This window comes from Ruegeria sp. I3, from assembly GCF_056532525.1.
Genome location: NZ_JBQFNI010000003.1, coordinates 260187 through 283443 on the forward strand (window position 1 = coordinate 260187; position 23257 = coordinate 283443).

The 23257-nt window shown below is 56.5% G+C and carries 21 protein-coding genes; 9 read left to right on the forward strand and 12 right to left on the reverse strand.

Annotated features, from left to right (window positions below):
• Window positions 1–54: 54 nt before the first annotated feature.
• From fghA to ACR0L9_RS09765, 4 genes are all read left to right on the forward strand, one after another.
• Window positions 55–888: an S-formylglutathione hydrolase gene (gene fghA, locus ACR0L9_RS09750; RefSeq protein WP_170562027.1), complete on the forward strand. Its 834-nt coding sequence runs from the start codon at window positions 55–57 to the stop codon at window positions 886–888.
• Window positions 889–891: 3 nt separating this feature from the next.
• Window positions 892–2352: a Si-specific NAD(P)(+) transhydrogenase gene (gene sthA, locus ACR0L9_RS09755; RefSeq protein WP_480895520.1), complete on the forward strand. Its 1461-nt coding sequence runs from the start codon at window positions 892–894 to the stop codon at window positions 2350–2352.
• Window positions 2349–2804, forward strand: coding sequence for a YaiI/YqxD family protein (locus ACR0L9_RS09760; protein ID WP_170511868.1), 456 nt, complete (start codon window positions 2349–2351; stop codon window positions 2802–2804). Before sthA ends, ACR0L9_RS09760 begins: the two co-directional genes overlap by 4 nt.
• A 142-nt stretch (window positions 2805–2946) precedes the next feature.
• Window positions 2947–3567 carry an HAD family hydrolase gene (locus tag ACR0L9_RS09765; protein WP_170625675.1) on the forward strand — a complete coding sequence of 207 codons (621 nt, stop codon included), beginning with the start codon at window positions 2947–2949 and terminating at the stop codon, window positions 3565–3567.
• A 1-nt stretch (window position 3568) separates the two neighbouring features.
• Here ACR0L9_RS09765 and ACR0L9_RS09770 read toward each other — a convergent pair whose 3' ends face one another.
• Window positions 3569–4810, reverse strand: a complete 1242-nt coding sequence (locus ACR0L9_RS09770; protein WP_480895521.1) for an MFS transporter — start codon at window positions 4808–4810, stop codon at window positions 3569–3571.
• 148 nt (window positions 4811–4958) lie between these two features.
• Between ACR0L9_RS09770 and zapE the strand changes: the two genes are divergently transcribed.
• A complete protein-coding gene (gene zapE / locus ACR0L9_RS09775; protein ID WP_170562017.1) occupies window positions 4959–6017 on the forward strand; it encodes a cell division protein ZapE in 1059 nt (352 codons plus the stop codon).
• A gap of 43 nt (window positions 6018–6060) precedes the next feature.
• Here zapE and ACR0L9_RS09780 read toward each other — a convergent pair whose 3' ends face one another.
• Genes ACR0L9_RS09780 through ACR0L9_RS09795 form a run of 4 tightly spaced genes read right to left on the reverse strand, consistent with a single transcriptional unit; the run spans window position 6061 to window position 12308 of the window.
• Window positions 6061–7335 carry a bifunctional folylpolyglutamate synthase/dihydrofolate synthase gene (locus tag ACR0L9_RS09780; protein ID WP_170407262.1) on the reverse strand — a complete coding sequence of 425 codons (1275 nt, stop codon included), beginning with the start codon at window positions 7333–7335 and terminating at the stop codon, window positions 6061–6063.
• Window positions 7332–8264 carry an acetyl-CoA carboxylase, carboxyltransferase subunit beta gene (accD, locus tag ACR0L9_RS09785; protein WP_170407259.1) on the reverse strand — a complete coding sequence of 311 codons (933 nt, stop codon included), beginning with the start codon at window positions 8262–8264 and terminating at the stop codon, window positions 7332–7334. The genes ACR0L9_RS09780 and accD overlap by 4 nt, the downstream gene beginning before the upstream one ends.
• A 59-nt stretch (window positions 8265–8323) precedes the next feature.
• Window positions 8324–9223: a CPBP family intramembrane glutamic endopeptidase gene (locus tag ACR0L9_RS09790; RefSeq protein ID WP_480895522.1), complete on the reverse strand. Its 900-nt coding sequence runs from the start codon at window positions 9221–9223 to the stop codon at window positions 8324–8326.
• Entirely contained in the window at window positions 9213–12308 is a 3096-nt protein-coding gene (locus ACR0L9_RS09795) for an ABC transporter transmembrane domain-containing protein (protein ID WP_480895523.1), read from the reverse strand. Before ACR0L9_RS09795 ends, ACR0L9_RS09790 begins: the two co-directional genes overlap by 11 nt.
• 233 nt (window positions 12309–12541) lie before the next feature.
• Between ACR0L9_RS09795 and ACR0L9_RS09800 the strand changes: the two genes are divergently transcribed.
• From ACR0L9_RS09800 to ACR0L9_RS09810, 3 genes are all read left to right on the forward strand, one after another.
• Window positions 12542–13303: a DUF6478 family protein gene (locus ACR0L9_RS09800; RefSeq protein WP_480895524.1), complete on the forward strand. Its 762-nt coding sequence runs from the start codon at window positions 12542–12544 to the stop codon at window positions 13301–13303.
• A 10-nt stretch (window positions 13304–13313) separates the two neighbouring features.
• Window positions 13314–13679, forward strand: a complete 366-nt coding sequence (locus ACR0L9_RS09805; protein ID WP_480895525.1) for a hypothetical protein — start codon at window positions 13314–13316, stop codon at window positions 13677–13679.
• 63 nt (window positions 13680–13742) lie between these two features.
• The gene (locus tag ACR0L9_RS09810) at window positions 13743–15269 is read left to right on the forward strand and encodes an MFS transporter (RefSeq protein WP_223118634.1); all 1527 of its coding nucleotides are present in this window, start codon (window positions 13743–13745) and stop codon (window positions 15267–15269) included.
• Between the two features lie 48 nt (window positions 15270–15317).
• On the opposite strand, the gene ACR0L9_RS09815 is transcribed toward ACR0L9_RS09810, so the two are convergent.
• From ACR0L9_RS09815 to ACR0L9_RS09845, 7 genes are all read right to left on the reverse strand, one after another.
• Window positions 15318–16661 carry a S41 family peptidase gene (locus ACR0L9_RS09815; RefSeq protein ID WP_480867758.1) on the reverse strand — a complete coding sequence of 448 codons (1344 nt, stop codon included), beginning with the start codon at window positions 16659–16661 and terminating at the stop codon, window positions 15318–15320.
• Window positions 16662–16667: 6 nt separating this feature from the next.
• Window positions 16668–17801 carry a murein hydrolase activator EnvC family protein gene (locus ACR0L9_RS09820; protein WP_480895526.1) on the reverse strand — a complete coding sequence of 378 codons (1134 nt, stop codon included), beginning with the start codon at window positions 17799–17801 and terminating at the stop codon, window positions 16668–16670.
• Window positions 17798–19315: a 2,3-bisphosphoglycerate-independent phosphoglycerate mutase gene (gene gpmI, locus ACR0L9_RS09825; protein ID WP_480895527.1), complete on the reverse strand. Its 1518-nt coding sequence runs from the start codon at window positions 19313–19315 to the stop codon at window positions 17798–17800. Before gpmI ends, ACR0L9_RS09820 begins: the two co-directional genes overlap by 4 nt.
• 86 nt (window positions 19316–19401) lie before the next feature.
• Window positions 19402–21072 carry a sulfatase-like hydrolase/transferase gene (locus tag ACR0L9_RS09830; protein WP_480895528.1) on the reverse strand — a complete coding sequence of 557 codons (1671 nt, stop codon included), beginning with the start codon at window positions 21070–21072 and terminating at the stop codon, window positions 19402–19404.
• A gap of 15 nt (window positions 21073–21087) precedes the next feature.
• Window positions 21088–21318, reverse strand: coding sequence for a (Na+)-NQR maturation NqrM (gene nqrM, locus ACR0L9_RS09835; RefSeq protein ID WP_170393970.1), 231 nt, complete (start codon window positions 21316–21318; stop codon window positions 21088–21090).
• 15 nt (window positions 21319–21333) lie between these two features.
• Window positions 21334–22359, reverse strand: coding sequence for an FAD:protein FMN transferase (locus ACR0L9_RS09840; RefSeq protein WP_170625667.1), 1026 nt, complete (start codon window positions 22357–22359; stop codon window positions 21334–21336).
• Between the two features lie 67 nt (window positions 22360–22426).
• Entirely contained in the window at window positions 22427–22612 is a 186-nt protein-coding gene (locus ACR0L9_RS09845; protein WP_170646884.1) for a hypothetical protein, read from the reverse strand.
• Window positions 22613–22732: 120 nt separating this feature from the next.
• On the opposite strand from ACR0L9_RS09845, the gene ACR0L9_RS09850 reads away from it, so the two are divergent.
• On the forward strand, window positions 22733–23257 hold the full coding sequence (locus tag ACR0L9_RS09850; RefSeq protein ID WP_170393976.1) for a CBS domain-containing protein: 525 nt from the start codon (window positions 22733–22735) through the stop codon (window positions 23255–23257).

Below are 23257 nucleotides of genomic sequence, written 5' to 3' on the forward strand. Positions count from 1 at the left end.
GCCGACGCTGCAGACCGGTAGCCATGGCCCGGAAACAACGTAAGGATCAGCTTGATGGAAACCCTTTCGGAAAATGCCTGTTTTGGTGGTGTGCAGGGCGTTTATCGCCATGCTTCCTCGGCCTGCAAATGTGATATGACATTTGGCCTGTTTCTTCCAGCCGAAGCCAAGGACGGCCCCGTTCCTGTTCTGTGGTACCTGTCGGGCCTGACCTGCACCCATGAAAATGCCATGACGAAGGCGGGTGCCCAGGGCTGGGCGGCCGAACAAGGCATTGCTCTTGTGTTCCCCGACACTTCACCACGCGGCGAAGGCGTGGCAGATCACGAAGACTATGACCTTGGCCAAGGCGCAGGATTCTATGTCAATGCCACGCAAGGCCCTTGGACGCCTCACTTCAACATGTGGGATTATGTTGCCGAAGAGTTGCCGGCCCTTCTGGCCGAGAACTTTGCGATTGATCCTGATCGTCAGGCCATCACAGGACATTCGATGGGTGGGCATGGCGCATTGACGCTGGCGATGAACCTGCCCGGGCGTTACCGCTCTGTTTCGGCCTTCTCGCCGATCTCGAACCCCATGGGGGCGGATTGGGGCCGCAAGCAACTCAGCGCGTATCTGGGCGATGATGAGACCGCATGGGCCAAGCATGACGCGTCGGCGATGATGAAAAGCACAGGCTTTGACGGACCGGTCCTGATCGACACCGGTGCAAACGATCAGTTTATGGATCTGTTGCGCCCGGAGGCACTGGCGCAGGCAATTGCCGAGCGTCGCCAGCAGGCCACCTATCGCCTGCAGCCCGGCTATGACCATTCCTACTATTTCGTGTCCACCTTTATGGAGGATCACATCACCTTCCACGCCGAAGCGCTGTATGGGGACTGAGGCATGAGCAAATATGACTATGACCTGATCATCATCGGCTCGGGCCCTTCAGGCCGGGCGGCGGCGATTCAGGCAGGCAAATTGCAGCGCCGGGTGCTGGTGATTGACCGCAAAGATCGTTTTGGTGGTGTCTCTGTTCATACCGGAACGATCCCATCGAAAACCTTGCGAGAGACGGTGCTGAACCTGTCAGGCTGGCGCGAGCGCAGTTTTTATGGGCGCTCCTACCGGGTCAAGGATCAGATCAGCGCCGAGGATCTGAAAGCACGGCTGCACATGACACTCGATCATGAGGTCGATGTGCTGGAGCATCAGTTCAACCGCAACCATGTTGAAACGCTGAACGGGTTGGCGACGTTCACGGGGCCACACGAGATCGAGGTGGCTACGGATGCAGGCGAATCCACGCGTCTGACAGCAGCCAAATTCCTGATCGCCACCGGCACCAAGACCTACCGGCCAGATTACGTGCCTTTCAATGGCAAAACTGTCGTCGATGGGGATGATTTCCTTGAGATGGAGGAAATCCCGCGTTCGCTCTGCGTGATCGGTGCGGGCGTAATCGGCGTTGAATATGCAACTATGTTCTCGGCGCTTGATGTCCGGGTGACGTTGATCGAACCGCGCGAGACGTTTCTGGATTTCATCGACAAGACACTGATCCACGATTTCACACATCAGATCCGTGAAAATGGCGTCGATCTGCGGTTGGGGGCAGCCGTCGAGAAAATAGAAGACGCCGGTAGCCATGTTGAGATCACGCTGGACAATGGGCGGCACGTCCGGGCCGAGATGCTGCTGTTTGCAGCCGGGCGGATGGGGGCAACCTCGGCGCTGAACCTGGATACGGTTGGCATTGAAACGGATCATCGCGATCGTATCAGTGTGGACCGCAAGACCTATCAGACCTCGGCGCCGCATATCTATGCCACCGGAGACGTCATCGGGCATCCGTCGTTGGCCTCAACTTCGTTGCAACAAGGGCGGGTCGCGGCCTGTCATGCGCTGGAGACTCCAACCCTGCCGGAAAGCCCCTGGTATCCGTATGGGATCTACTCGGTCCCCGAAATCTCAACCTGCGGGATGTCCGAGGAAGAACTGCAGGAGCGTGGTATTCCCTACGAAGTGGGCGTGGCCCGTTTCCGCGAAACCTCACGCGGGCACATCATGGGGTTGGAGCATGGCATGCTGAAAATGCTATTTTCGCTCAAGACCCGGCGGGTTCTAGGTGTGCAAATCGTTGGCGAAGGGGCAACCGAGCTGATCCATATTGCGCAGGCGGTGCTGAACCTGAAAGGCACGGTGGACTACTTCGTGCAGAACACGTTCAACTATCCGACCCTTGCCGAAGCTTACAAAATCGCGGGGCTGGATGCCTTTAACCGGATGCCCATTCCGGACGAATTCAAGGTGCGCAAATCGACGCCAAAGGCGAAGTCAGCCCCAAAGGTCAAAGAGGCGTGACGACGCTTTACATCGACGGGGATGCCTGCCCGGTCAAGGCCGAGGCTGAACGGGTGGCAACCCGGCACAAGGTGCCGATGGTTCTGGTCTCAAACGGAGGGCTACGCCCCTCCGCCAACCCGTTGGTGCAGGTAGTGATCGTCGCCTCGGGAGCAGATGAGGCGGATAAGTGGATTGCCGAACGCTGCGGCACCGGCGATATTGTCGTTACCTCTGATATACCGCTGGCCGCCAAGTGTATTGAAGCCGAAGCACGCGTGCTTCGGCCCAGTGGTGAGGCTTTCACTGCGGCCAATATCGGCCAGCAATTGGCAATGCGCGATCTGATGGCGGACCTTCGCGCGGCGAACCCGCTGGGGACAGGTGGCGGGGGAAAACCATTTAGCAAAGCCGACCGGTCGCGTTTTCTAGATGCGCTTGAGCGCGAGATACGCGCTGCCCTTCGCAGGTAGTGCTCCCGCCGGTCAGAGACGCATCAAAGATGCGTATCCTCCCGTTGGGCTGGGCAGCGCGTGCCGCGCGGCGGTTGGCGCTTGCATCTCTGACCTGCGCTTGGTTCAGTCGGTGGTGATTGAACTGGTATGGGATTAAGTCATGGCCATTGAAGCCGTCATCTTTGACATCGGAAATGTGCTGATCGAGTGGCAGCCCGAGCGCTATTATGATCGGGTAATCGGCGAGGATCGTCGTCGCGCCATGTTTGACGAGGTCGATCTGCATGGGATGAATGATCTGGTAGATCAGGGCCATCATTTCACGGATACGATTTACAATTGGGCGGACAAGTACCCGGAATGGCGCGATGAAATCCGAATGTGGCATGACAACTGGATCGAACTGGCCGCGCCCGAGATCCCACATTCAGCGCGACTTCTGCGCGCGTTGCGGACCAAGAAGATCCCGGTCTTTGCCCTGACGAATTTTGGGGTTCAGAATTTTGACTATGCCACTACCGTTTATCCGTTTCTGAATGAGTTTGATCGTCAATACGTCTCGGGTCGGATGAAGACGGTCAAACCTCATATGCCAATTTACGAAATGGTTGAGGCCGATTGCGGCATCCCTCCCTCGGCGCTTTTGTTTGCAGATGACAGGATCGAGAATATCGAAACAGCAAGGGCGCGCGGATGGCAAACGCATCACTTCATCGATCCGCAGGGTTGGGCGGATCGATTGGTTTCTGAGGGGCTGCTGACCGCTGAAGAGGCCGCATAGCTCAGGCTGTCACGCCGGTTGGTGAGCGATTTTCGCGGATGGGCAGGTGAATGATGGCGCTGAACGCTCCGATAGCGACGCCGATCCACCAAACCATGGTGTAATCACCGAATTGGTCGTACATGCGCCCGCCTAACCAGATGCCCAGAAAACTGCCGATCTGATGGCTCAGGAATACGATCCCGTAGAGCGTGCCCATGTACCGCAGGCCATAGAGATGTGCGACAAGGCCAGATGTTAGCGGTACGGTCGCCAACCAGAGCGATCCCATCACAAGCGAGAATGCGATCACGGACAAGGGCGTGATTGGGAACACGATGAAGGCACCTGCGGCAAGCGTTCGGCCGGTGTAAACCGCCGCGAGCAGGTACTTCTTCGGAAAGTGATTTCCAGCCCATCCGGCCAAAAGGGTTCCGCCGATATTGGCCAACCCAATCAACGAAATCGCAATCGCCCCCAAGGCTGAAGTTGTGGTGATCCCCATCGAATGTAAGAGGCCTCCGGGTTGGATCGGGCCGCACATCTCGGTGACGAAGGCGGGGAAATGGGCTGTGACAAAGCCCAGTTGATAGCCACAACTGAAAAAGCCGATCGCAATCAGCGAATAAGACGGGTCGCGGAATGCCTTGGACAGGATCTGCCCCATACTCTCTTCTAGCTCCGACCTGCTGACGGGCTGAGGCGCGCGCATGAATGGCAATGTCAGGATCAATGCAAGGATAGCCACCGCAAAGATCAGAAACACTTGCTGCCAGGGTAAGAAAGTCAGCAACCACTCTGCTGTGGGTGCGCCAATGACTTGCCCGAAACTGCCCGCTGCGGTGACAATCGCCAATGACATCGAGCGGTTCGCATCCGATGAGGCACGACCTACGACCGCAAGGACCACGCCAAACCCCGTCCCAGCGATCCCGAAACCCACGAGCCAGGCATACATCTGATGTTCAAACGGGGTAACGGACCATGCCGTCAGGACCATTCCCGCCGTATAGGTCAAAGCGCCCAGAACGATGGCGCGCCGATCCCCAATCTTTTCCGCAATGGCGCCAAAGATCGGCTGGCCGATCCCCCAAGCCAGGTTTTGTATGGCGATCGCCATCGAAAAATCGCTGCGTAGCCAGCCGAACTCATCTGCAATCGGTATCTGGAACACACCAAAAGAGGCGCGTACGGCAAAACTGACTGTAATTACGATGCAGCCGACGATCAGGATCGGGTTCAGCAAACGGGTGGATTGCGACATTAAGGCTCCGAAGATTGGTTCCAGCAGACGTTAGCGGTACAACTCGGCGCGTCAATTCAGGAGTTTTGTGACGCCAGTTCAGCAAAATTGATGTGTCTGGAAAAAAGGTTTCTTTTCAACACACGAAGCGATCGGTATGGCTCAACACATGACGGTTCTAATTTCGCACTATGAAGATCTTATTGCTGATGGGACGCTGACCCGGGACGACGCGCAAGAGGCTGTGCTGCCCCGGTTTGAGCGCATTCGGGCAGCCTTGGCCGAACCGGTTAAGCGTGGATTTTTCCGCAAAGCGCCGCCGCCACCCAAGGGTTTGTATCTTTGGGGAGGTGTTGGGCGCGGCAAGTCGATGTTGATGGACATGTTTGTCGAGACATTGGGTGAAATCCCAGTTCGACGGGTGCATTTTCATGCGTTCATGCAGGAAATCCATTCCGGTCTGCACAAGGCGCGTGAAGACGGCGTTGAGGACGCGCTGGTCCCTGTGGCCGATGCAGTCATCAAATCGGCGCGGGTGCTGGCCTTTGATGAGATGCAGATCATCGATATCACCGACGCGATGATCGTGGGGCGGTTGTTTGATCTGCTCTACAAGGGTGGTGTCGTTATCGTTACGACTTCGAACAGACATCCGGATGATCTATATAAGGATGGGTTGAACCGGCAGCTTTTTCTGCCTTTCATACAGCACATCAAAGAGCAACTGGAAGTGTGGGAGTTGGTTTCACCCACGGATTACCGGCAGAACCGACTTGAAGGCTCGCCGGTTTACTTCACCCCCATTGGGCCCGAAGCGCGGGAGAAGATTCGTGGAGTTTGGAATGATCTGTCGGGTGGACCGGCAGAAGAGCTGGCCCTTCAGGTGAAGGGTCGCGAAGTTGTCCTGCCCGCCTTTCGCAACGGCGTTGCACGGGCCTCGTTTTATGACCTCTGCGGACGAATGTTGGGTCCGGGAGACTACCTGGCCATCGCAGAAGCGCTGAAGGTATTGGTTCTTGAAGACATCCCGCGTTTGTCACGCAATAATTTCAATGAGGCCAAGCGCTTCGTCACCCTGATCGATGCGCTTTATGAGGCGAAAGTTCGGCTGATTTGTTCCGCCGCCGCAGAGCCTGAGATGCTCTATGTCGAAGGGGAAGGAACTTTTGAGTTTGAGCGTACGGCCTCGCGCCTGCGGGAGATGCAAGACAAGGATTGGGGCAGATAGGGGCTGCTGCCCTGGCGCAGAATCTTTTTCATCAGGCGGAGGATCAGGCGTTTTCTCTAAGGATGTTTCCCGCAAGATAAAGCGACCCGCAGATCAGAATGCGTGCATCAGGGGTTTGAGCGGTGATTGCGGCGAGCGCGTCTGTGACGCTGTCTGCTGTTGTGGCGGCCAGATTCACCTTAGCAGCAGCGGCGGCGGTTTCGTCCGCGCTCAGCGTATTCTGCTCACCCGGGATCGATACGGCCGTCAGGCTGTCTGCCCTTTGGGCCAATGGCGCGAGATAACCGGTGACATCTTTGGTATTCAGCATACCACAAATCAAATGCGTGGGACGTTCTGGTAGTGACACTAAAACCTCGGCCAAAGCAGTGCCTGCAGCCGCGTTGTGACCGCCATCCAACCACAACTCAGCTTGAGGGGCCTGCTCAACCAGAGGACCGATTTTTAGCCGCTGCATGCGCGCGGGCCATTCGGCCTTGGCCACAGCGGCCTCGTAGGCATCATCGCCCATTTGCAGGTGGCGCAACGCAGCCAGAGCCGCGCCTGCATTTTCGATCTGATGAGCACCCAGTAGGTTTGGCATAGGCAGATCGCGCAAACCGGTTTCGTCCTGATAAATAAGGCGACCGTTCTCAGTATGAACATGCCAGTGCTGCCCGTGGACCAATAGCGGAGCGCCCAGACGGGCTGCGGTATATTCGATGACTTCCAGCGCCTCATCCTGCTGCGGGCCGACGATGCAGGGAACGCCCGGCTTGATGATTCCGGCTTTTTCAGCGGCGATCTTGCCCAAAGTGTCGCCCAGGAACTGCTCATGGTCGATCGAGACTGGGGTGATGACCGTCAACTCGGGCCGTTCGATCACGTTGGTGGCGTCCAGCCGCCCGCCCAGCCCGACTTCGAGCAGCGTATAGTCAGCTTTGGTGCGGGAAAATGCCAGCAGCGCGGCGCAGGTGGTGATTTCAAAATAGGTGATGTTCTCACCGCCATTTACGGCGTAACACTCATCCAACACGGCGGTAAGTTCGGGTTCGGAAATCAGCTCACCTGCCAGTCGGATTCGCTCGTGAAACCGGGCCAGATGAGGTGAGGTATAAGCATGGACCGCATGCCCTGCCCCTTCAAGCCCCGCCCGGATCATGGCCTGGGTCGAGCCCTTGCCATTGGTTCCAGCGATATGAATGACTGGAGGCAGCTTAACCTGAGGATTGTCCAGTGCCGCCAGCAAACGCCATACCCTGTCCAAGGTCAGGTCGATGATCTTGGGGTGCAGCGCCATCATCCGGTCTAGGATGGCATCCGAAGATGGGGAGGTCATTTTTCGACCGCGTCCTCGGTGGGTGCCTCGGTTGGGGCTTCTTCCAGCTCGGGCGCAGGAAGGTCGCCTTTGACCGCAGGGGGCTGCTTCATCAGCATTCGGGTGATGGTGATCAGCTCATCCCGCATCTCGGTGCGTTTGGTCACTCGGTCGAGCATCCCGTGATCCAGCAGATATTCAGCGCGCTGGAATCCTTCGGGCAGTTTCTCACGAATGGTCTGTTCGATCACACGGGGTCCGGCGAAACAGATTAGGGCATTGGGTTCCGAAATATGAACGTCACCCAGCATCGCGTACGAGGCTGTAACGCCGCCTGTAGTCGGGTGGGTCAGGACAACAATATAGGGCAGGTTTGCTTCTTTGAGCATCTCCACTGCGACCGTCGTACGCGGCATTTGCATCAGGCTCAGAATGCCTTCCTGCATCCGCGCGCCGCCGGCTGCCGAAAACAGGATCAGGGGCCGCTGTAGCCTAACAGCCTCCTGTGCTGCAGCAATGATGGCATTGCCTACATACATGCCCATCGATCCGCCCATGAACGAAAAATCCTGCGCGGCAGCCACGATCGGGGTACGGCCGATTTCGCCAACGGCGACCAGCATCGCTTCTTTCTCGCCGGTCTTTTTCTGGGCCGCCTTCATGCGGTCAGGGTATTTTTTCTGATCCCGAAACTGCAGGGGATCGTCTTTCGGTGCCGGGACATCAACCTCGGAAAAAATACCGCCATCAAACAGATGTTGGAACCGGTCGCGCGGCGTGATTGCCATGTGATGGTCGCACTGGGTGCAGACATTCTGGTTTTCCGCCAATTCGCGGTGGAACAGCATGGTTCCACACTCATCACACTTGTGCCAAAGGTTTTCGGGCACTTCGCGGCGCGAGAAGATCGAATTGATCCGGGGGCGGACGTAGTTTGTGATCCAGTTCATGTCGGAACCTTGATAATGCGGCGTTGACGTCAAATAAGACGCAATGCCGGGAAATGCAATCAGCGCCTGAGGACCAATCTTGCGGTGAGCCACCCCACGATCATCAGCGCAAAGTCGACTAGCAACCAAGGTCGCAACGCTTCGGCGTCCGATGCCTCATAAGGAAGATGGAACAAGGCCAGGCCACCAAGGTTGTCGGGAAGCGAAATGACAAGCAGAGCCGCGATGTTATTGAAAAAATGCAGCGCAATGGCGGGGCCCAGCGTACCCGCTCGCGCGGTCAGATCGGCGGTCAAAAGCCCAAATGTCAGCGCCCAGATGGCAATCAAGACCGCATTGTCTCCGACCGTCGCGGGGCTGTAGTGGCCAGCTGCGAACAAGATTGATGGCAGACCCATCCAGATCAGCGGAGACCGAAACCGCGCGGCGAGGCCCTGTTGCATATAGCCTCGGAACAGGATTTCCTCGGCGCTGGTCTGAATCAGCACCGCAACAGCGGATAAGGGAAGCAGCAAAAGCCATTTGGTTAACGCGAGGTTCGCCACCAATGGTGCACCAAGGTCATAGGGGGGGAGTATGAATATGACTGCACCCAGCAGAAGCAATGCGCGAACAACGCGCCAAAACTGCCAGATTGCGATGGATTGTTCGCCCAGGACCGAGGCAAGTGACCGGTGCTGAAATAGTCGTGCCCCCAACGCCACGCCAATAGTGACAAAAATAAAGCTGGAGAGCACAATAAGGAGCGCTGTTGGCGACGATCCATTCAAGAATGTGACCGCCGACCCTGATGAGCCAAGACTGGCAACGATTGCGAACATGATTGCATTGAGCGTGACCACAACCACTGAGACCAGCGCAAGACCAGCCAACAAGCGCCATATCTCGGGATATCTGCGGGCGGCACCTAGCAATTGCTGATGACTTGAATAGGCACCCTGCCTTTCGTTAGTGCTCATCGGATTGCTCAGCATTTACAGAAGGCAGGTCATCCCCAATTGGAGTGTTGGGGTCACGCAACCGCTCGGACACCGTGGACAAATATCCGGCCACGGTTTCAAGCAACCTCATCGCAACGCCCGCGTCACTTTCAATCACAGCACGCAATTCCTCCGCGCCGATCCGCAGGAACGAGCAATCCGTGAGGGCCACCAAATCCAATTGTCGCGGCTCATTGGTGATAATCGCAAGATCGCCGATAAGGCGCCCGGGTTCTACTATCGAGAGCGAACGCATTTCACCGTGTTCATTCAGCCAATTCAGGCTCGCCGAACCCGAAATACACAAATACGCCGCATCGGGAGCCTGGCCACGTGCGAAAATGGTTTGACCTGCCGCGACCTCGTACCATTGGGCCGAAAACGCCAGAAGACGCTGGTTGCGCCCATCGACTCGTGAAAACAACTCGGTAGAAGAAATGATCTTGAGTTTCCGGCTCAGGTCGTCCGTCCCGGTGTCTTCAGCATCGGTGGACACGCGTGAGACACCATCGATGCGACCGTCCTTTATTTCAACAAACAAATCATAGGCTTCCGGATGGGCAAAATGATCCTCCATAAAGATCATAATCGAGTCGGGTAATAACTCGCGCAGCTTCAGACGGGTCCGCAGGCGGCTTTCAGAGTCGTGGCTGGCCAGTGCCTTGTCGAGTATCAGGATATCGGGGCGTTTGATCCCGGCACGAGAAAAGGCAGCACGCTCCTGAAACACTGTCGGAAGGTTGTTCCCACCTAACCCGGACGGCAGGTCGTAGATGATCGCGGCGGCCCTTCGGCGCAGCCCGGCCTCGTTCAGAACCTCCGCGACCAGATCTTCGATCTCTTCTGCATGAGCACCAGCCATGATGGATACCCGACCATACAGAGCGTTTTCCATTGCTGTCAGGCGGGGAACGTAGACATCCGGTGACACCGGCACGAACATCGCACCCATAGCGCCCCGCAGCCGTTCGGCCTGACTGTGACGAATGGAAAGGATTTTGTCCTTGTACTCCTCAGGGAAACTTGGGCCGATTTGTTCAGCGGTCAGCATGAATGGGACGGTCAACAGCAGCGCACGTTCCTGATCGCCGATGGCTTCCTCGCCCTTGGTTTTGCGGCGCTCTTCGATATCGAGCAGACGGTGGTACATGTCTTTTGACATGCCAAGCCGCAAGAACAACGGGTGATCGGCCCCATCTCGCCCGAAAGTCTGGTTTAGGGTTTCCAGAACGGCCTGAGCGATGCTGAGCGCGTCATCATCAAGGCCATTGCCCGTAAGCAACGACAGAAACCGGTGGTCCCCCGCCAGAATGTCCGGTGCGATATCATGCGTCGGTGAAGCGAACAGCAGGTTCCCGCCCAAGGGCACGGCGGGATTGAACTGGTCAGGATCGAACCGATAGACATACTTGTCCAAACCGCGCTCTTGCAGGCGTGTAGCAACGGTATCTCGCAGATCGACTATTTCTTTCGCCAGCACCGGGTGTACTTCCGGGTCGAACTGAGAGCGCAAAGTGCGCCGGAACATAAATTCATCAATGCCCATCGCTTCGACAAGCTGGAACCACCAATCGCGAATATCCTCAATGTCATCAAGACCCGCGAGGCTTGGATCGATCCATTCATCGGACAGTGAATCGGGTGGGTTCCCGGCGCGCACGGCTTCGATCTGGCGGCGTGAGGGGGCCTGCAATGCACCACTTTCGTGTTGAGGATGCGTGCGCAGCGGCATTAGCAGGTTATCACCCAATGTTCCGTCGAACAGGTAGGGGCGTGAATAGGCATAGCCGATCCGCGCCGCAATCACCGCCTGATGCAGGCTGTTGAGGTTGTGGCCAGCCATCAGAACCTCGCCTTGAACCGGCAGCACTTCGCGCGTCAGCAACTGCGCAAGCGCACTGCGTTCCGAAGCGTGTTTCGACTGAATCGCAACCCGGGCGCCTTGGGGAATGGTAAGATCAATATCCTCAAGGATGGTCTTGCCGTCATCATCACGAACGGTCGCGTTGCGCAGTTCGATATCGCCGGTCAGGTGCGGGATTGCCTCGGGGACGCCCTCAAACAACTGTTCGGGTATCATATTCGATGGGGCAAACCGTTCGGTCACAATTTCCCAGCGCAGTGACATGTCCTGTACCTGGTTGTAGTAGGTCAGAAGATCCTTCCAAGGGCCGCTGAGGTCTTTATATGCGCCCAACGCGGCGACCAATGCGCCTACTGTCACCTCGCCCGTGATCGCCAGATAGCCGCCTACTGAATAGAACAGGAAGGGTGTCATCTGAGTGATCAGATTGTTGAGGAACTTCATGAAGAACTTCTTGTTGTAGATCTTAAAGCGGATCTCGAACAAGGTTCCTAGCCGATGGCTGAATTGCGCCAGACGATAGCGCCAGCCGCCATTGGTGCGCAGATCGCTGATACCAGCAGCACTTTCGCCAATCTCAGAGCTCAGCCGCCGGACCTCCTGAATGCGATCCTTGTTCAGAAGGTTGATCTGACGCTGCAATTTGGGAATCAGCCAAGCCTGCAAAGGGATCAATGCAATACTGGCCAGACCAAACCACACGCTTTGCATGAAAAGAAACGTGACAATCGTCATCATCTGGCCGAACTGAAAAACGGGCTGCGCGATGGCGTCTCCCATCAACCCGCCCATTGGTTCGGCCTCGGACGTGATCATCGATACCAGTTCACCTTGGCTGGTGGTGGCGAAATAGGATTTGGGGAAGCGCATCGAGCGGCTGATCAAGGTAAAGCGCAGGCGACGCAACATCCGTTCAGCGAGAATGCCTTTCATGGTATTGATGCGCATTTTCATCACGCCACTGGCGATGACAGTTGCCAAAAAGGCAAAGCACAGAATCAGCAGGTACTGCACCTGCGTCACGGTGATACCGAGTACCGTTACCGTGTCTGCGGGCGCACCAATCGCGTCATTGATGATCTGCTTAGGAAGCTCCAACGAAGCGTAAAGGAACGGAAATGACAAAACGGTCAGCAATAGCAGGACCAATTGCTGTTTTTTCGAATGCTTCCATATGAATGAAAATAGGGTGGGTTCCATTCCCCTGCCTCATGATGAGCCTGTATGATCCGGGACAAATGCCGATTGTCCGAGCGCCGACGGTAAGCCTCGGCCCGAGCTATTGCAAGAATGGCGGCTCTTTGCGACGCAGAAACCAGCTGGATAGGAGATCACATTTAGGATTCGGGAAGATTTATCCGCTAATCAAGTAAGACTGGTTTGTCCCCTGCCCCGACTTTGACTAAAGAGGGGCTGTCTTGAAAGATGGGGCGATGGGCAGGTTACTGGATCGATATATTCAACTAAAGGCTCTGGGGCGCTGGCAGCGTGCCGCGCAGCAGTCTGACCACCTCGCACTGCCTGAGCTTCGCCGCCAACGTGATGACGCCCGGCGGTTGCGCGGCAAACTTGAACAAGCAATTCAAAAAGCTGATGCTCGCCTGATCCAACCCTTGATTGGGGCGACGCAGTTTCCAAAACCCCTGGGAACGGATTGGTCGTGGCGACCGGACCTGTGGCGGACGCCACTGATCCGCAAAGGTATAGCCTCGGCCCCGCGCAAGGCGCGGATGGATGGGCAGGTCATCCTGTTTCACGATTGCAGCCAGGTCGAGATCGGGCTGCAGCAAATCCGAAATCGGCGAGACAAGGATTTGGCGCCTTTCAGTCTGGCCGTTGAGGTATTTGATTTTCAGGGATCTTTCCTGTCGCTTTCCATTGATCTGCCCACGGATGCCGCCATAAATCTGTCCCGCCAGCATCTGATGCGGGTCGACACTCTGGTTGAGTGCGAGCGTTCTACCGTAGTCTTCGCCCGCCTGAACATTCAGCATGGCCCAAATACCGAGCAGGTTCTGCGCGAACTTGATCTTTCAACACCTGCGGCGACTGTAGATTTTGATCTGGCCCATCTGAAGGTGAATGAGCGTCGAATTGAAAAACTCTGGCTGGATCTGATCATTGATCAACCCGCGATGAACCGTGTGGTGTTTCGTGACCTGACATTCTGCCGTTACCACCGGGCCGATCTGTAAAGGGTACTCAATGTCTCATACCACCCTGACACCAATCCGCTTCGAAAACGGCCTGTGGGAAGGCCATTTGACCAGCGAAAGCCCCCCTCAGATCAAGGTGCTGTTTCTTGGTGAGCCTTTGACTGATGTTGAGTTGGAACCAGCAAAAGATGGCTGGGCCTTGCGCATCCCAGTGCCGCCCGCCGCCCTGTCGGAAGGTGTCCATACTGTCGTGATTCACGATGGAACAACAGGCCATAAGCTGGGGGATTTCACCATCATCGCCGGTTCACCCGCCGCAGATGAATTGAGGGCCGAAGTCGCTTTGTTGCGCGCCGAGTTGGACATGTTAAAGCGCGCGTTCCGCCGCTCTCAGGCATCTCAAAGCGAAACCTGACCACAGTACCGATAGGATTGTCCCTATCTTTTCAGGTCCATACGTGCATCATTGGATTGGCCTATGGATCGCAACAGCATCATAAAGGTCATCGCGCTGATGGTGACGGGTTTCGGGATCGGGATCGATTTTACCGGTGCCCTCATGCTGGTCCCGGCAATCGAAAACAGCTTTGACGCCGACATCACCAGCACCCAGTGGGTTCTGAATATTTACGCTCTGTTCTTTGCCATGACGATGGTGGCCGGAGGTCGCCTGGGTGACATGTATGGTCATCGCAAGATGATGATCATCGGTCTTTCGATCTTTCTGTTTGCGTCGGTTTTATGCTTTGTCTCACCCGGTTTGGACTACCTGATCGGCGCACGCGCATTGCAGGGGATCGGGGCGGGATGCGTGTGGCCCTGCACACTGGCATTTGGAGCCACCAAAGTGTCGAAAGAAGAACACCGCGCATTGGTGATGGGGCTGATACTGGCGGGTGTCACCACGGGTAATGTCTTTGGACCGATGATTAGCGGCGCGGTGGTCAATCTGGGTGATTGGAGGTTGTTTTTCCTCGCCAATGTGGTGTTTTCCAGCATTTCGATGACGACTGCGATCCTGCTGATGGAGCGTGAGACCGAGCATAAGAAAGGTGAACACATCGACTTTGCCGGGATGGGTATCCTGTCTTTTGCAGTTTTGCTCTTGCTTTACGGTTTGGACGTTGGTGCCGATTGGGGCTGGACTTCGCTGCCGCTTTTGCTGCTGTTTTTTGTCAGCGCCGTTTTGTTCTTCCTGTTTCCGAAAGTCGAAAAGAGGGTCAAGGAACCCTTGCTAATGCCTCAGTTGATGCAGAACCGAGAGTTTTTGATTACCTTAGGTCTGAATATGTTCAACGTCTCGGCAGCTTTTGTCGGGCTGCTTTATTTTCCGCAGTATATGCAAAAAGTCTTGGGATGGTCTGTGTTCCAATCGGCGCTGGGTTTGGCACCGCTGACGGTGTTGCTAGCGGTCGGATCGATCGTCTCGGGTACGCTGTATAACGATTTTGGGCCCAAGCGACTGCTGTTTTGGGGATATATTTGCGCCACAGTCGGGGCGGCAAGCGTTGTCATCATGCCCTCCGGGACCGGATATTTTCAGATTCTGCCCGGAATGGCGCTGATTGGTTTGGGCGCAACGCTGACGGTCGGGCCTTCGGGAACAGCCGCTGTATGCGCGGTTAAGCCGGAACGCGCCGGACTGGTTGGCGGCCTGAGTTTCATGACCCATCTCGTCTATGGGGCAATCGCGGTCGCCTGTGCGACGGCGGTCATGTATGTGACAAGCCTGTCCAGCCTGAAAACCCGATTGACCGCGTCAGGCATCAAAATGTCCGAGGCTGATCAGAAAGCGATCAATGGTGGAACGCTGAACACAGACTCGGCAAAAGCAGTGCTTGAAAAGTTGAATTCAGGTGAAACTGAAAAGGTTCAGGCCGCCATTGCGGCGGCCTTTGATACCGGAATGAATATGGCTTTTGTATTCGCCACGATCTCAGTCGCTGCTGGAATCGTCCTGGCGCTGATGCTGGATGAGAAAAAACTGCACAAGGTCGAAGGGTAACGCTTCAGGGTGCGAGAATAGGGCCGCTGATGGCGGCCCCCCTCCCCATTATTGTGACGGCCCGGTCGGATTGAACGCGGACAGGCCTTTGAGGATATCGATGGCATATGCCAGTTGATAATCCTCTTCGCGCAGCTCTGCGGTGGCTTCGGCTTTGGCGCGATCCTCTTCGATCTGGCGAATCTCGTCCTCGCTGAGGCTGTCATTATTCAGGCTGCCGCGCAGATCGGCCTCGGACCGGGTGCGGGTGTTTGTATCTTCCTCTTCTTCGTCAACCGGGTTGTTGCGTGGTTGTTCGACGATGATGTCCGGGCTGACGCCAAGCGCCTGAATCGAACGACCCGAGGGCGTGTAGTAGCGAGAGGTTGTCAGACGCATAGCCCCGTCACCCCGAAGCGGCATGACCGTCTGCACCGATCCCTTGCCGAAGCTCTTAGTGCCAACCACGATGGCGCGGTTGTGATCCTGCAAGGCGCCCGCGACAATTTCCGACGCCGAGGCCGAACCACCGTTGATCAGCACAACGATGGGCTTGCCTCCGGTCAGATCGCCGGGTGTTGCGTTGAATCGTTCACCATCTTCGAGATTGCGACCCCGGGTCGAGACGATTTCGCCCTCATCCAGGAACGCGTCAGAGACCTTGATGGCCTGTGTCAACAGCCCGCCGGGATTGTTACGCAAGTCCAGAACGATGCCATTGACGTTTTCGATGCCTCCGGCCTCTTTGATCTGTTCTTCCAGTCCTTCCTTGAGGTTCGGATAGGTTTGGTCATTGAAGGTCGTGACACGCAACACGACACTTGTACCTTCGGTACGTGCACGAACTGCGGTCAGCTTGATCGTGTCGCGAACGATCGTTACGTCGAATGGCTCCTGCTCGCCTTCACGCACGACTGTGATCACGATTTCCGATCCCACCGGGCCGCGCATCAGGTCCACGGCTTTATCCAGCGTCAGCCCCAAAATGCTCTCGCCATCCACATGAGTGATGAAATCGCCCGCTTCGATACCAGCAGCGTCCGCTGGGGTGTCATCGATGGGCGATACAACTTTGACAAAGCCTTCTTCCTGCGTAACTTCGATACCGAGCCCGCCAAACTCGCCACGTGTCTGCACGCGCATCTGCTCGGCATCATCAGGCGACAGGTAGCTGGAATGTGGGTCTAGCGAGGTCAGCATCCCGTCAATCGCAGCCTCGATCAGCTCGTCGGTTTCTACCTCTTCGACATACTGGGCGCGAATACGTTCGAAAATGTCACCGAACAGATCAAGTTGTTCGTAAACGCTTGCCTTGTTCTCGGCCTCTTGCGCAAGCAAAGGGCCTGCGATCTGTGTTGTTGCGACTATCCCTGCCACGGTGCCGGCCAGTCCGGCCATCACAAATTTCTTCATACTCGTTTATCCATCCTTGTCCGTCCGGAACCATGATTCCGGGTCCACTGGGCTGTTATCCTGTCTTACTTCTATATAGAGCGTTTCTGACCAGTCAGTTCCAGTGCCATCACCGCTTGTTGACATAATAGCGCCGATTTCCGGAGTTTCACCCGGCATCAAACCTACCGGAGTACCCTCGGGTATCACTTCCCCGGTCAGACCATATACCTCTTGCAGACCTGAGAACACGAATAGCAATCCGGGCTGGGGTTCAAGGATCACAAGATTCCCGAGATCCAGCAAGGGCCCGCGGTAACGGATCGTGGCAGCCGTTGGCGCGGTGACCAATGCGCGGGGTCGCGTGCCCAGCACCAGCCCGGGGCGCGTTACCCCCGCTGCGTCCGTTTCGCCCGCCCGGTGCAGCATGACCCCTTGTGCGGGCAAGGCGATTTGACCTTTCCGGCCCGAGACATCTGCATTTGTATCTTCAATCTCACCATCGGTGATCTCGGATAACCCACTGGCAAACCCATCCAGCGTTTCGGTCGAGGATATCAGGATCGCTGTACGCACAGGATCTTCTACGAAACGGCGCGGCAGATCGGTCCGGTCCGCTATCGCCTCACTAAGCTGCGTGCGGGCATCCTGAACACCCTCCAACCCTTCGGTCAGCGTATTGGCAGCGTTTTGTTGAAGCTGTCGCAGTGTCTGTACCTCTTGCAATTCGTTTGCAAGCGCCTGAGCCTGCGCGTTCAACCCAGGCGTGACTTCGGACAACATCATACCAGTGCGCGCGGCCCCAAGTGGGCCGGACGGGTGCAGCATAAGTACTGGAGGCGCGGTGGTTTCGATCGTCTGCAGAACACCTAACAGCTGCGCCACCTCCTGCTCTTGTACGTGCAATTCTGCAGTCAATTGCGCCTCGCGCAAGGCCGCGCGGCGCAGGCCGTCGCGCATGGCGCTCAGACCAGCCTCGTAGGCTTTTATGGTTTCGGTCAGAGCTTTGACCCGGTCGCGGGCAGATTCGGCCTCAGTCAACGCGATCGAGGCTTGCTCCAGCATCTCGGCCGCTTCTAGTGCCGCCTTTGACGGGCTGGTTTGGGCGACGACAGGGGTGGCCCAAATCAGCGCTGCAGCAACGATCGGGCTCAATCTCATGTCAGCAAGCTTTCCCCTGTCATTTCAACGGGTTTCGGCAATTCCATAAGCTGCAACAAAGTTGGAGCAAGATCGGCCAAGCGCCCATCGCGCAGGCTTGAACCTTCGGGGCCGCCGACCAGAACGACAGGCACGGGGTTCAGCGTATGGGCCGTATGTGGACCGCCCGTTTCCGGATCGACCATCATTTCGCAGTTACCATGATCTGCGGTCACGATCATCGCACCCCCGACCTGCTTCAGCGCTGCAACCACCTGCCCCAGCCCTTGATCAACAGCTTCACAGGCTTCAATCGCAGCTTGCACATCACCGGTATGACCAACCATATCTGGATTGGCGTAGTTGGTGACGATCAGATCATATCCGCCGTGGATCGCCTCGACGAACTTTTCTGTCACTTCGGCCGAGGACATCTCGGGCTGCAAATCATATGTCGCCACTTTGGGCGATTTGGGCATGAAGCGATCCTCGCCACCCTCGGGCTGCTCTTTGCCACCGTTCAGGAAGAAAGTGACATGAGGGTACTTCTCGGTCTCGGCCAGCCGGAACTGGCGCAGGCCTTGCTTAGCAACCCATTCGCCCAGCGTGTTCACGATATCCCGCTTGGGAAATACGGTCGTCATATAATCGTTATGGCCATCGGAATACTCAACCATGCCCAGTAACGCCGACAACTGCGGGCGCGGACCGGAGTCGAACTCGGCAAAACCGGGCTCCCCAATTGCCCGCAGGATTTCTCGGGCACGGTCGGCGCGGAAGTTCAGGCAAAAGAACCCATCACCGTCCTTAATACCGGAATAACCAGCAAGAGCCGTGGGCGCGATAAACTCGTCGGTTTCGGATTGGGCGTAGGCATGGTCGACGGCCTCATGGGCCGAGGCCATGGTGCGCCCCTGACCTTTGACTATTGCGTCGTAGGCCTCGGAAACGCGTTCCCAGCGATTATCGCGGTCCATGGCAAAGTAGCGCCCACAGACGGTGACGACATTTGCGCCATCGGGCAACCGGTCTTCGAGTTCGGCGATATAGGTAAAGGCCGATTTCGGGGCCACATCGCGCCCGTCGGTGATCGCATGTAGCGCCACAGGCACACCCGCATCGGTAGCCGCTTTGGCGGCAGCTACGATGTGATCCAGGTGCCCGTGCACGCCCCCACCCGATACCAGCCCCATCAGATGCGCTGTCCCGCCTGCAGCTTTCACCTTAGCGATGAAGCTCTGCAGCGCCTCATTGTGAAAGAAAGAACCGTCTTCTATGGCTAGGTCAATCTGCCCCAGATCCATCGCAACCACGCGCCCAGCCCCGATATTGGTGTGACCAACCTCGGAATTACCCATCTGACCACTAGGTAGACCCACATCCGGCCCGTGCGTTATCAGTTGCGCATGAGGACCTTCAGCCATGAGAGCATCAAAGGTTGGCGTATTTGCCAGATAAGGCGCATTGGCCTTGGTGTCGTCGGATAGGCCCCAACCATCAAGGATACAAAGGACAACGGGCTTTGGGGCGGTCATGAAAGCTCTCCGATTGAGGCGGCGTTGCTGTCTTCTACCCCCTGCCCGCTCAAGGTTGAACCGTCATTAGGGCCGCGAATGAAGAATTAATCTGTCTTGTAGTCCCCAAAGGGTCGCGCTTTGCGGTTGCGGTATTTAACGGTCAGCTCAAGCGGCATCTCGTTTTCGTCGTAAATACCGATCACCACGCCTGTTCCTCGGCTTGATCCACGCATGTTTAGCAGTTGTTCTTCCGACCGGGTCGTGCGCTGCGACTGGCGCCGCGTCCAGGTGAACAGGTGATCATACATCTCGGCGATGATGTCTGCATGCTCATCGCTTACGCCAAGGTCCGTCAGCTCATTCGGATCATTCTCTAGATCAAACAAAAGCGGGCGATAGCCCCCTTCACAATGGATCAGCTTCCATTTCTCGTTTGCGACCATGAACATGACCGCATCCCGAACCGAGGCGTTCAGTGTCTGCGCAATGGGGGATGCGGAGTAGTCGTACTCACAAATCACCACATCGCGCGGAGTGCTTTCGGCCTGACCGTGCAGGATGGGCAGCAACGAATGCCCCTCCAAAATGTGCCCTGCGGGTTCACCGCCTGCAACCTCCAGAAACGTGGGCGCTAGATCGATGGATTCGACCAATGCATCGCATGTGGCGCCGCGTGTGGCATCAGCCTCGGGCGATGGATCAAAGATGATCAGCGGCATTTTGGTCGAGGCGTCATGGAAGAAGGTCTTCTCTCCCATCCAGTGATCGCCCAGAAAATCCCCGTGATCCGAGGTCAGCACGATCATCGTGTCCTGCATTCGTCCGGTCTGATCCATCCAGTCAAACAGCCGCCCCATTTGGTCGTCAGCCTGCTTGATCAGGCCCATATAGGCTGGGATCACGGCCTCGCGTACATCCTGACGCGAGAAGGTCTGGCCGATTTTCGTATCCATGAACGCTTTCAGCACCGGATGAGCGTTCTGCCGTTCAGCTTCGGACCGAATGACAGGCAGAATATGTTCGGGACCATACATCGAGGCGTAGGGTTCCGGCACAATATAGGGCCAATGCGGTTTGATATAGCTAAGGTGGCAACACCACGGCCCGTCATGGTTTTCCATGAACTCCATGGCGCGAGAGGTGAGATAAGGCGTTTCGCTGTCTTCCTCGGCGATATTCGCGGCCTCTGACGAATTCTTCAGGAACCAACCCGAAAGTACATTGCCCTCTTCATCCAGCCCCGAATTGGCGAAGTCGTGCCAGGGGTTGTCACTCTCATAGCCTTTGTCTTTCAGATACTCGTTGTACCTTTTGGCGCCATCCGGGTCATAAAACCCATCCGGCCCTTCGGGGCGCATCCCGTCATCGCGCTCAAAGACATCAAACCCGCATTCAGCGACGCGTGCCCCGATCAGGCTGTCGGGCTCAAGCCCCAAACGAGCCATGCCCTCGGCGTCTGCGCGCATATGAGTCTTGCCAACCAACCAGCAATCCATCCCTGCCTTGCGCAAGTGATCGCCCATGGTGATCTCACCAACTTTCAGCGGGATTCCGTTCCATGACGCGCCGTGCGAATGCACATAGCGGCCGGTATAGGTCGACATACGGGAACTGCCGCAGATCGGAGACTGGATGTAGGCACGTGTGAACCGCATACCCATCGAGGCGAGACGGTCAATATTTGGCGTATGCAGATGTGGATGTCCGTAGCAGCTGAGGTAATCCCAGCGCAATTGGTCGAACATGATGAAGAGGACGTTCTTGGCTTTGTTCATGCCAAGAGGGTTATCCTAGCCTTCCATCTGTTGCAGCATCTTTTTCGCACGCTTGCACTGCAACTGGTCGCGCAGAGGGCTGTCGGGATCGATATCCTTTTGACAGACCACACATTTATCGGCACCCGAGATCGCGTTCAGGCCACCGCAGCTGCCTTTGATGGTTTTGCCCATCAACATCACACCCAGCGCCATGCCAACCATGACGATCAGCAACAGGAAAAAGGCTAGAATAAAGGTGCTCATAGCGGTTCCTACCGGTCAGTTGGTCCCCAGCGCATCCTTGAAGGCGCTGCTTTGTACGGTGATATAGGCTTCTTCTCCGCTTGTCACATCCCGAGAGATGAAGAACACGGCAAGTTTATGCTCTTCGGCCAGTTCCAGACCCTTTTCCAGACCCAATGCCAGCATCGCCGTTGCCCACGCATCCGCCATCATGGCGTTGTCTGCTAAAACAGTAACCGAAGTGGTGCGATGAGTAATCGGGCGGCCCGTCGTCGGGTCAATGATATGCGAATAGCGCACCCCGTCCTGTTCGAAGAAGTTCTTGTAATCACCCGAGGTCGCCATTCCCAGATTGTCGAGCGGCACGATCAACTGGATTGATTGCGCGCCAGTCTCGGGTTTTTCGATCCCGATCCGCCAGCTTTCGCCTTTGTCATTCGCGCCCATGGTCACCAGATCACCACCGATCTCGACCATATAGTTCTCGATCCCGACCTCGCGCAGCTGTGCGGCAACCGCATCGATGCCATAGCCTTTGGCAATCGCAGACAGGTTGATCCCGACTCCGGCCTCTGACTTGGCCAAAGTGCCCGCTCCGCGATCCAAGTCTAACAACCGCGCTTGTCCCACTTGCCCAAGCGCTGTCGCGATCTCGTCATCTGCCGGAATTGGGTCTTCAGGTTTTCGCGGTCCAAACCCCCACAATTCGATCAGCGGACCAAGGGTAACATCAAACGTACCACCGGATTTCTCGTGAACCTCATTTGCGGCCTCGATGACGAAGGCAAATTCGTCTGACACTTGCATGGGGTCCGTGCTGCCTGAGGCCGAGAAGGTCGAGACCTCGGAATTCGGGTCCCAGTTGGACATCTTGGCATTGACCTGCGCCAGGGTCTCCTGAACCGCTTGCCCCAGCGCTGCTTCGTCCAAATCATCGCCGATTGCGGTGATGTTGAACGTGGTGCCCATCGTCTCGCCGGACAGGCGTACCACGTCAGGCTCTTTGCCAAACAAGCAGGCCGAAACAGTCAAAAGTAAGGCCAGTGCGATCAGTGGGCGCATGGTGCAATCTCCCGGGAGTGTTCTTGCCCGGCATATGCCAGTGAGCCTGTTCAGAGTCAAACCGGCCTCAAATCTTGAGCGGCAAAAACGCCAATGTAAAAAGCCCGATTGCTGCCGGGACGCCAAACAGCCAAGCGCGCTTTTGCCAACCTTCCGATTGCTGTTTCCAAGCCATGCGAAAATTATGGCCGCAGACCACCACTATAAAGAATATCAGCGCGGCAACTGGTGGCGTCAGATACAGGTTGCTCACAAGCAATTTCCTTTTGAAGTGGCCAAGTTACGCCGGTTTTCGAAATTGCACCCTATACAGGGCCGGTCCCTGCGGTAAGGTAGGTTGTAAGGACAATACCGGTGAAAGAGGAGACCGCCCATGGCCCCAAGCTCTTACCAGCCTCCGACACGCGGCGACAAGGCCGCGGCGACAACCCGCAGTCAATCAGTTGAGACCAATCTGTCGCATACCCAGACAACGGTTGCGAAACTGATGGAAGGCAAAGGTGATGCTGTGTTTTCGGTGCGGCCCAACGACACGATTCACTCGGTCGTGGATATCTTGCGCGAAAAACGCATCGGGGCCGTTGTTGTGACGGATCAGAATGGTGCCCTGCAGGGTATCCTGTCCGAACGTGACATCGTGCGCCGTATGGCGGAAACGCCCGGCCAGACCCTACCCCAATCCGTGGCTGATCTTATGACGACCGAGGTTAAAACCTGCAGCCCCGAAGATTATCTGAACGACGTGCTGAAAACCATGACCGAAGGCCGGTTCCGGCATATGCCCGTACTGAGTGATGGAAATCTGCGCGGGGTGATCACCATTGGCGATGTGGTTCATTTCCGCTTGAAAGAACTGGAATACGAAGCACTTAGAATGAAGCAAATGATCGTCGGCTAG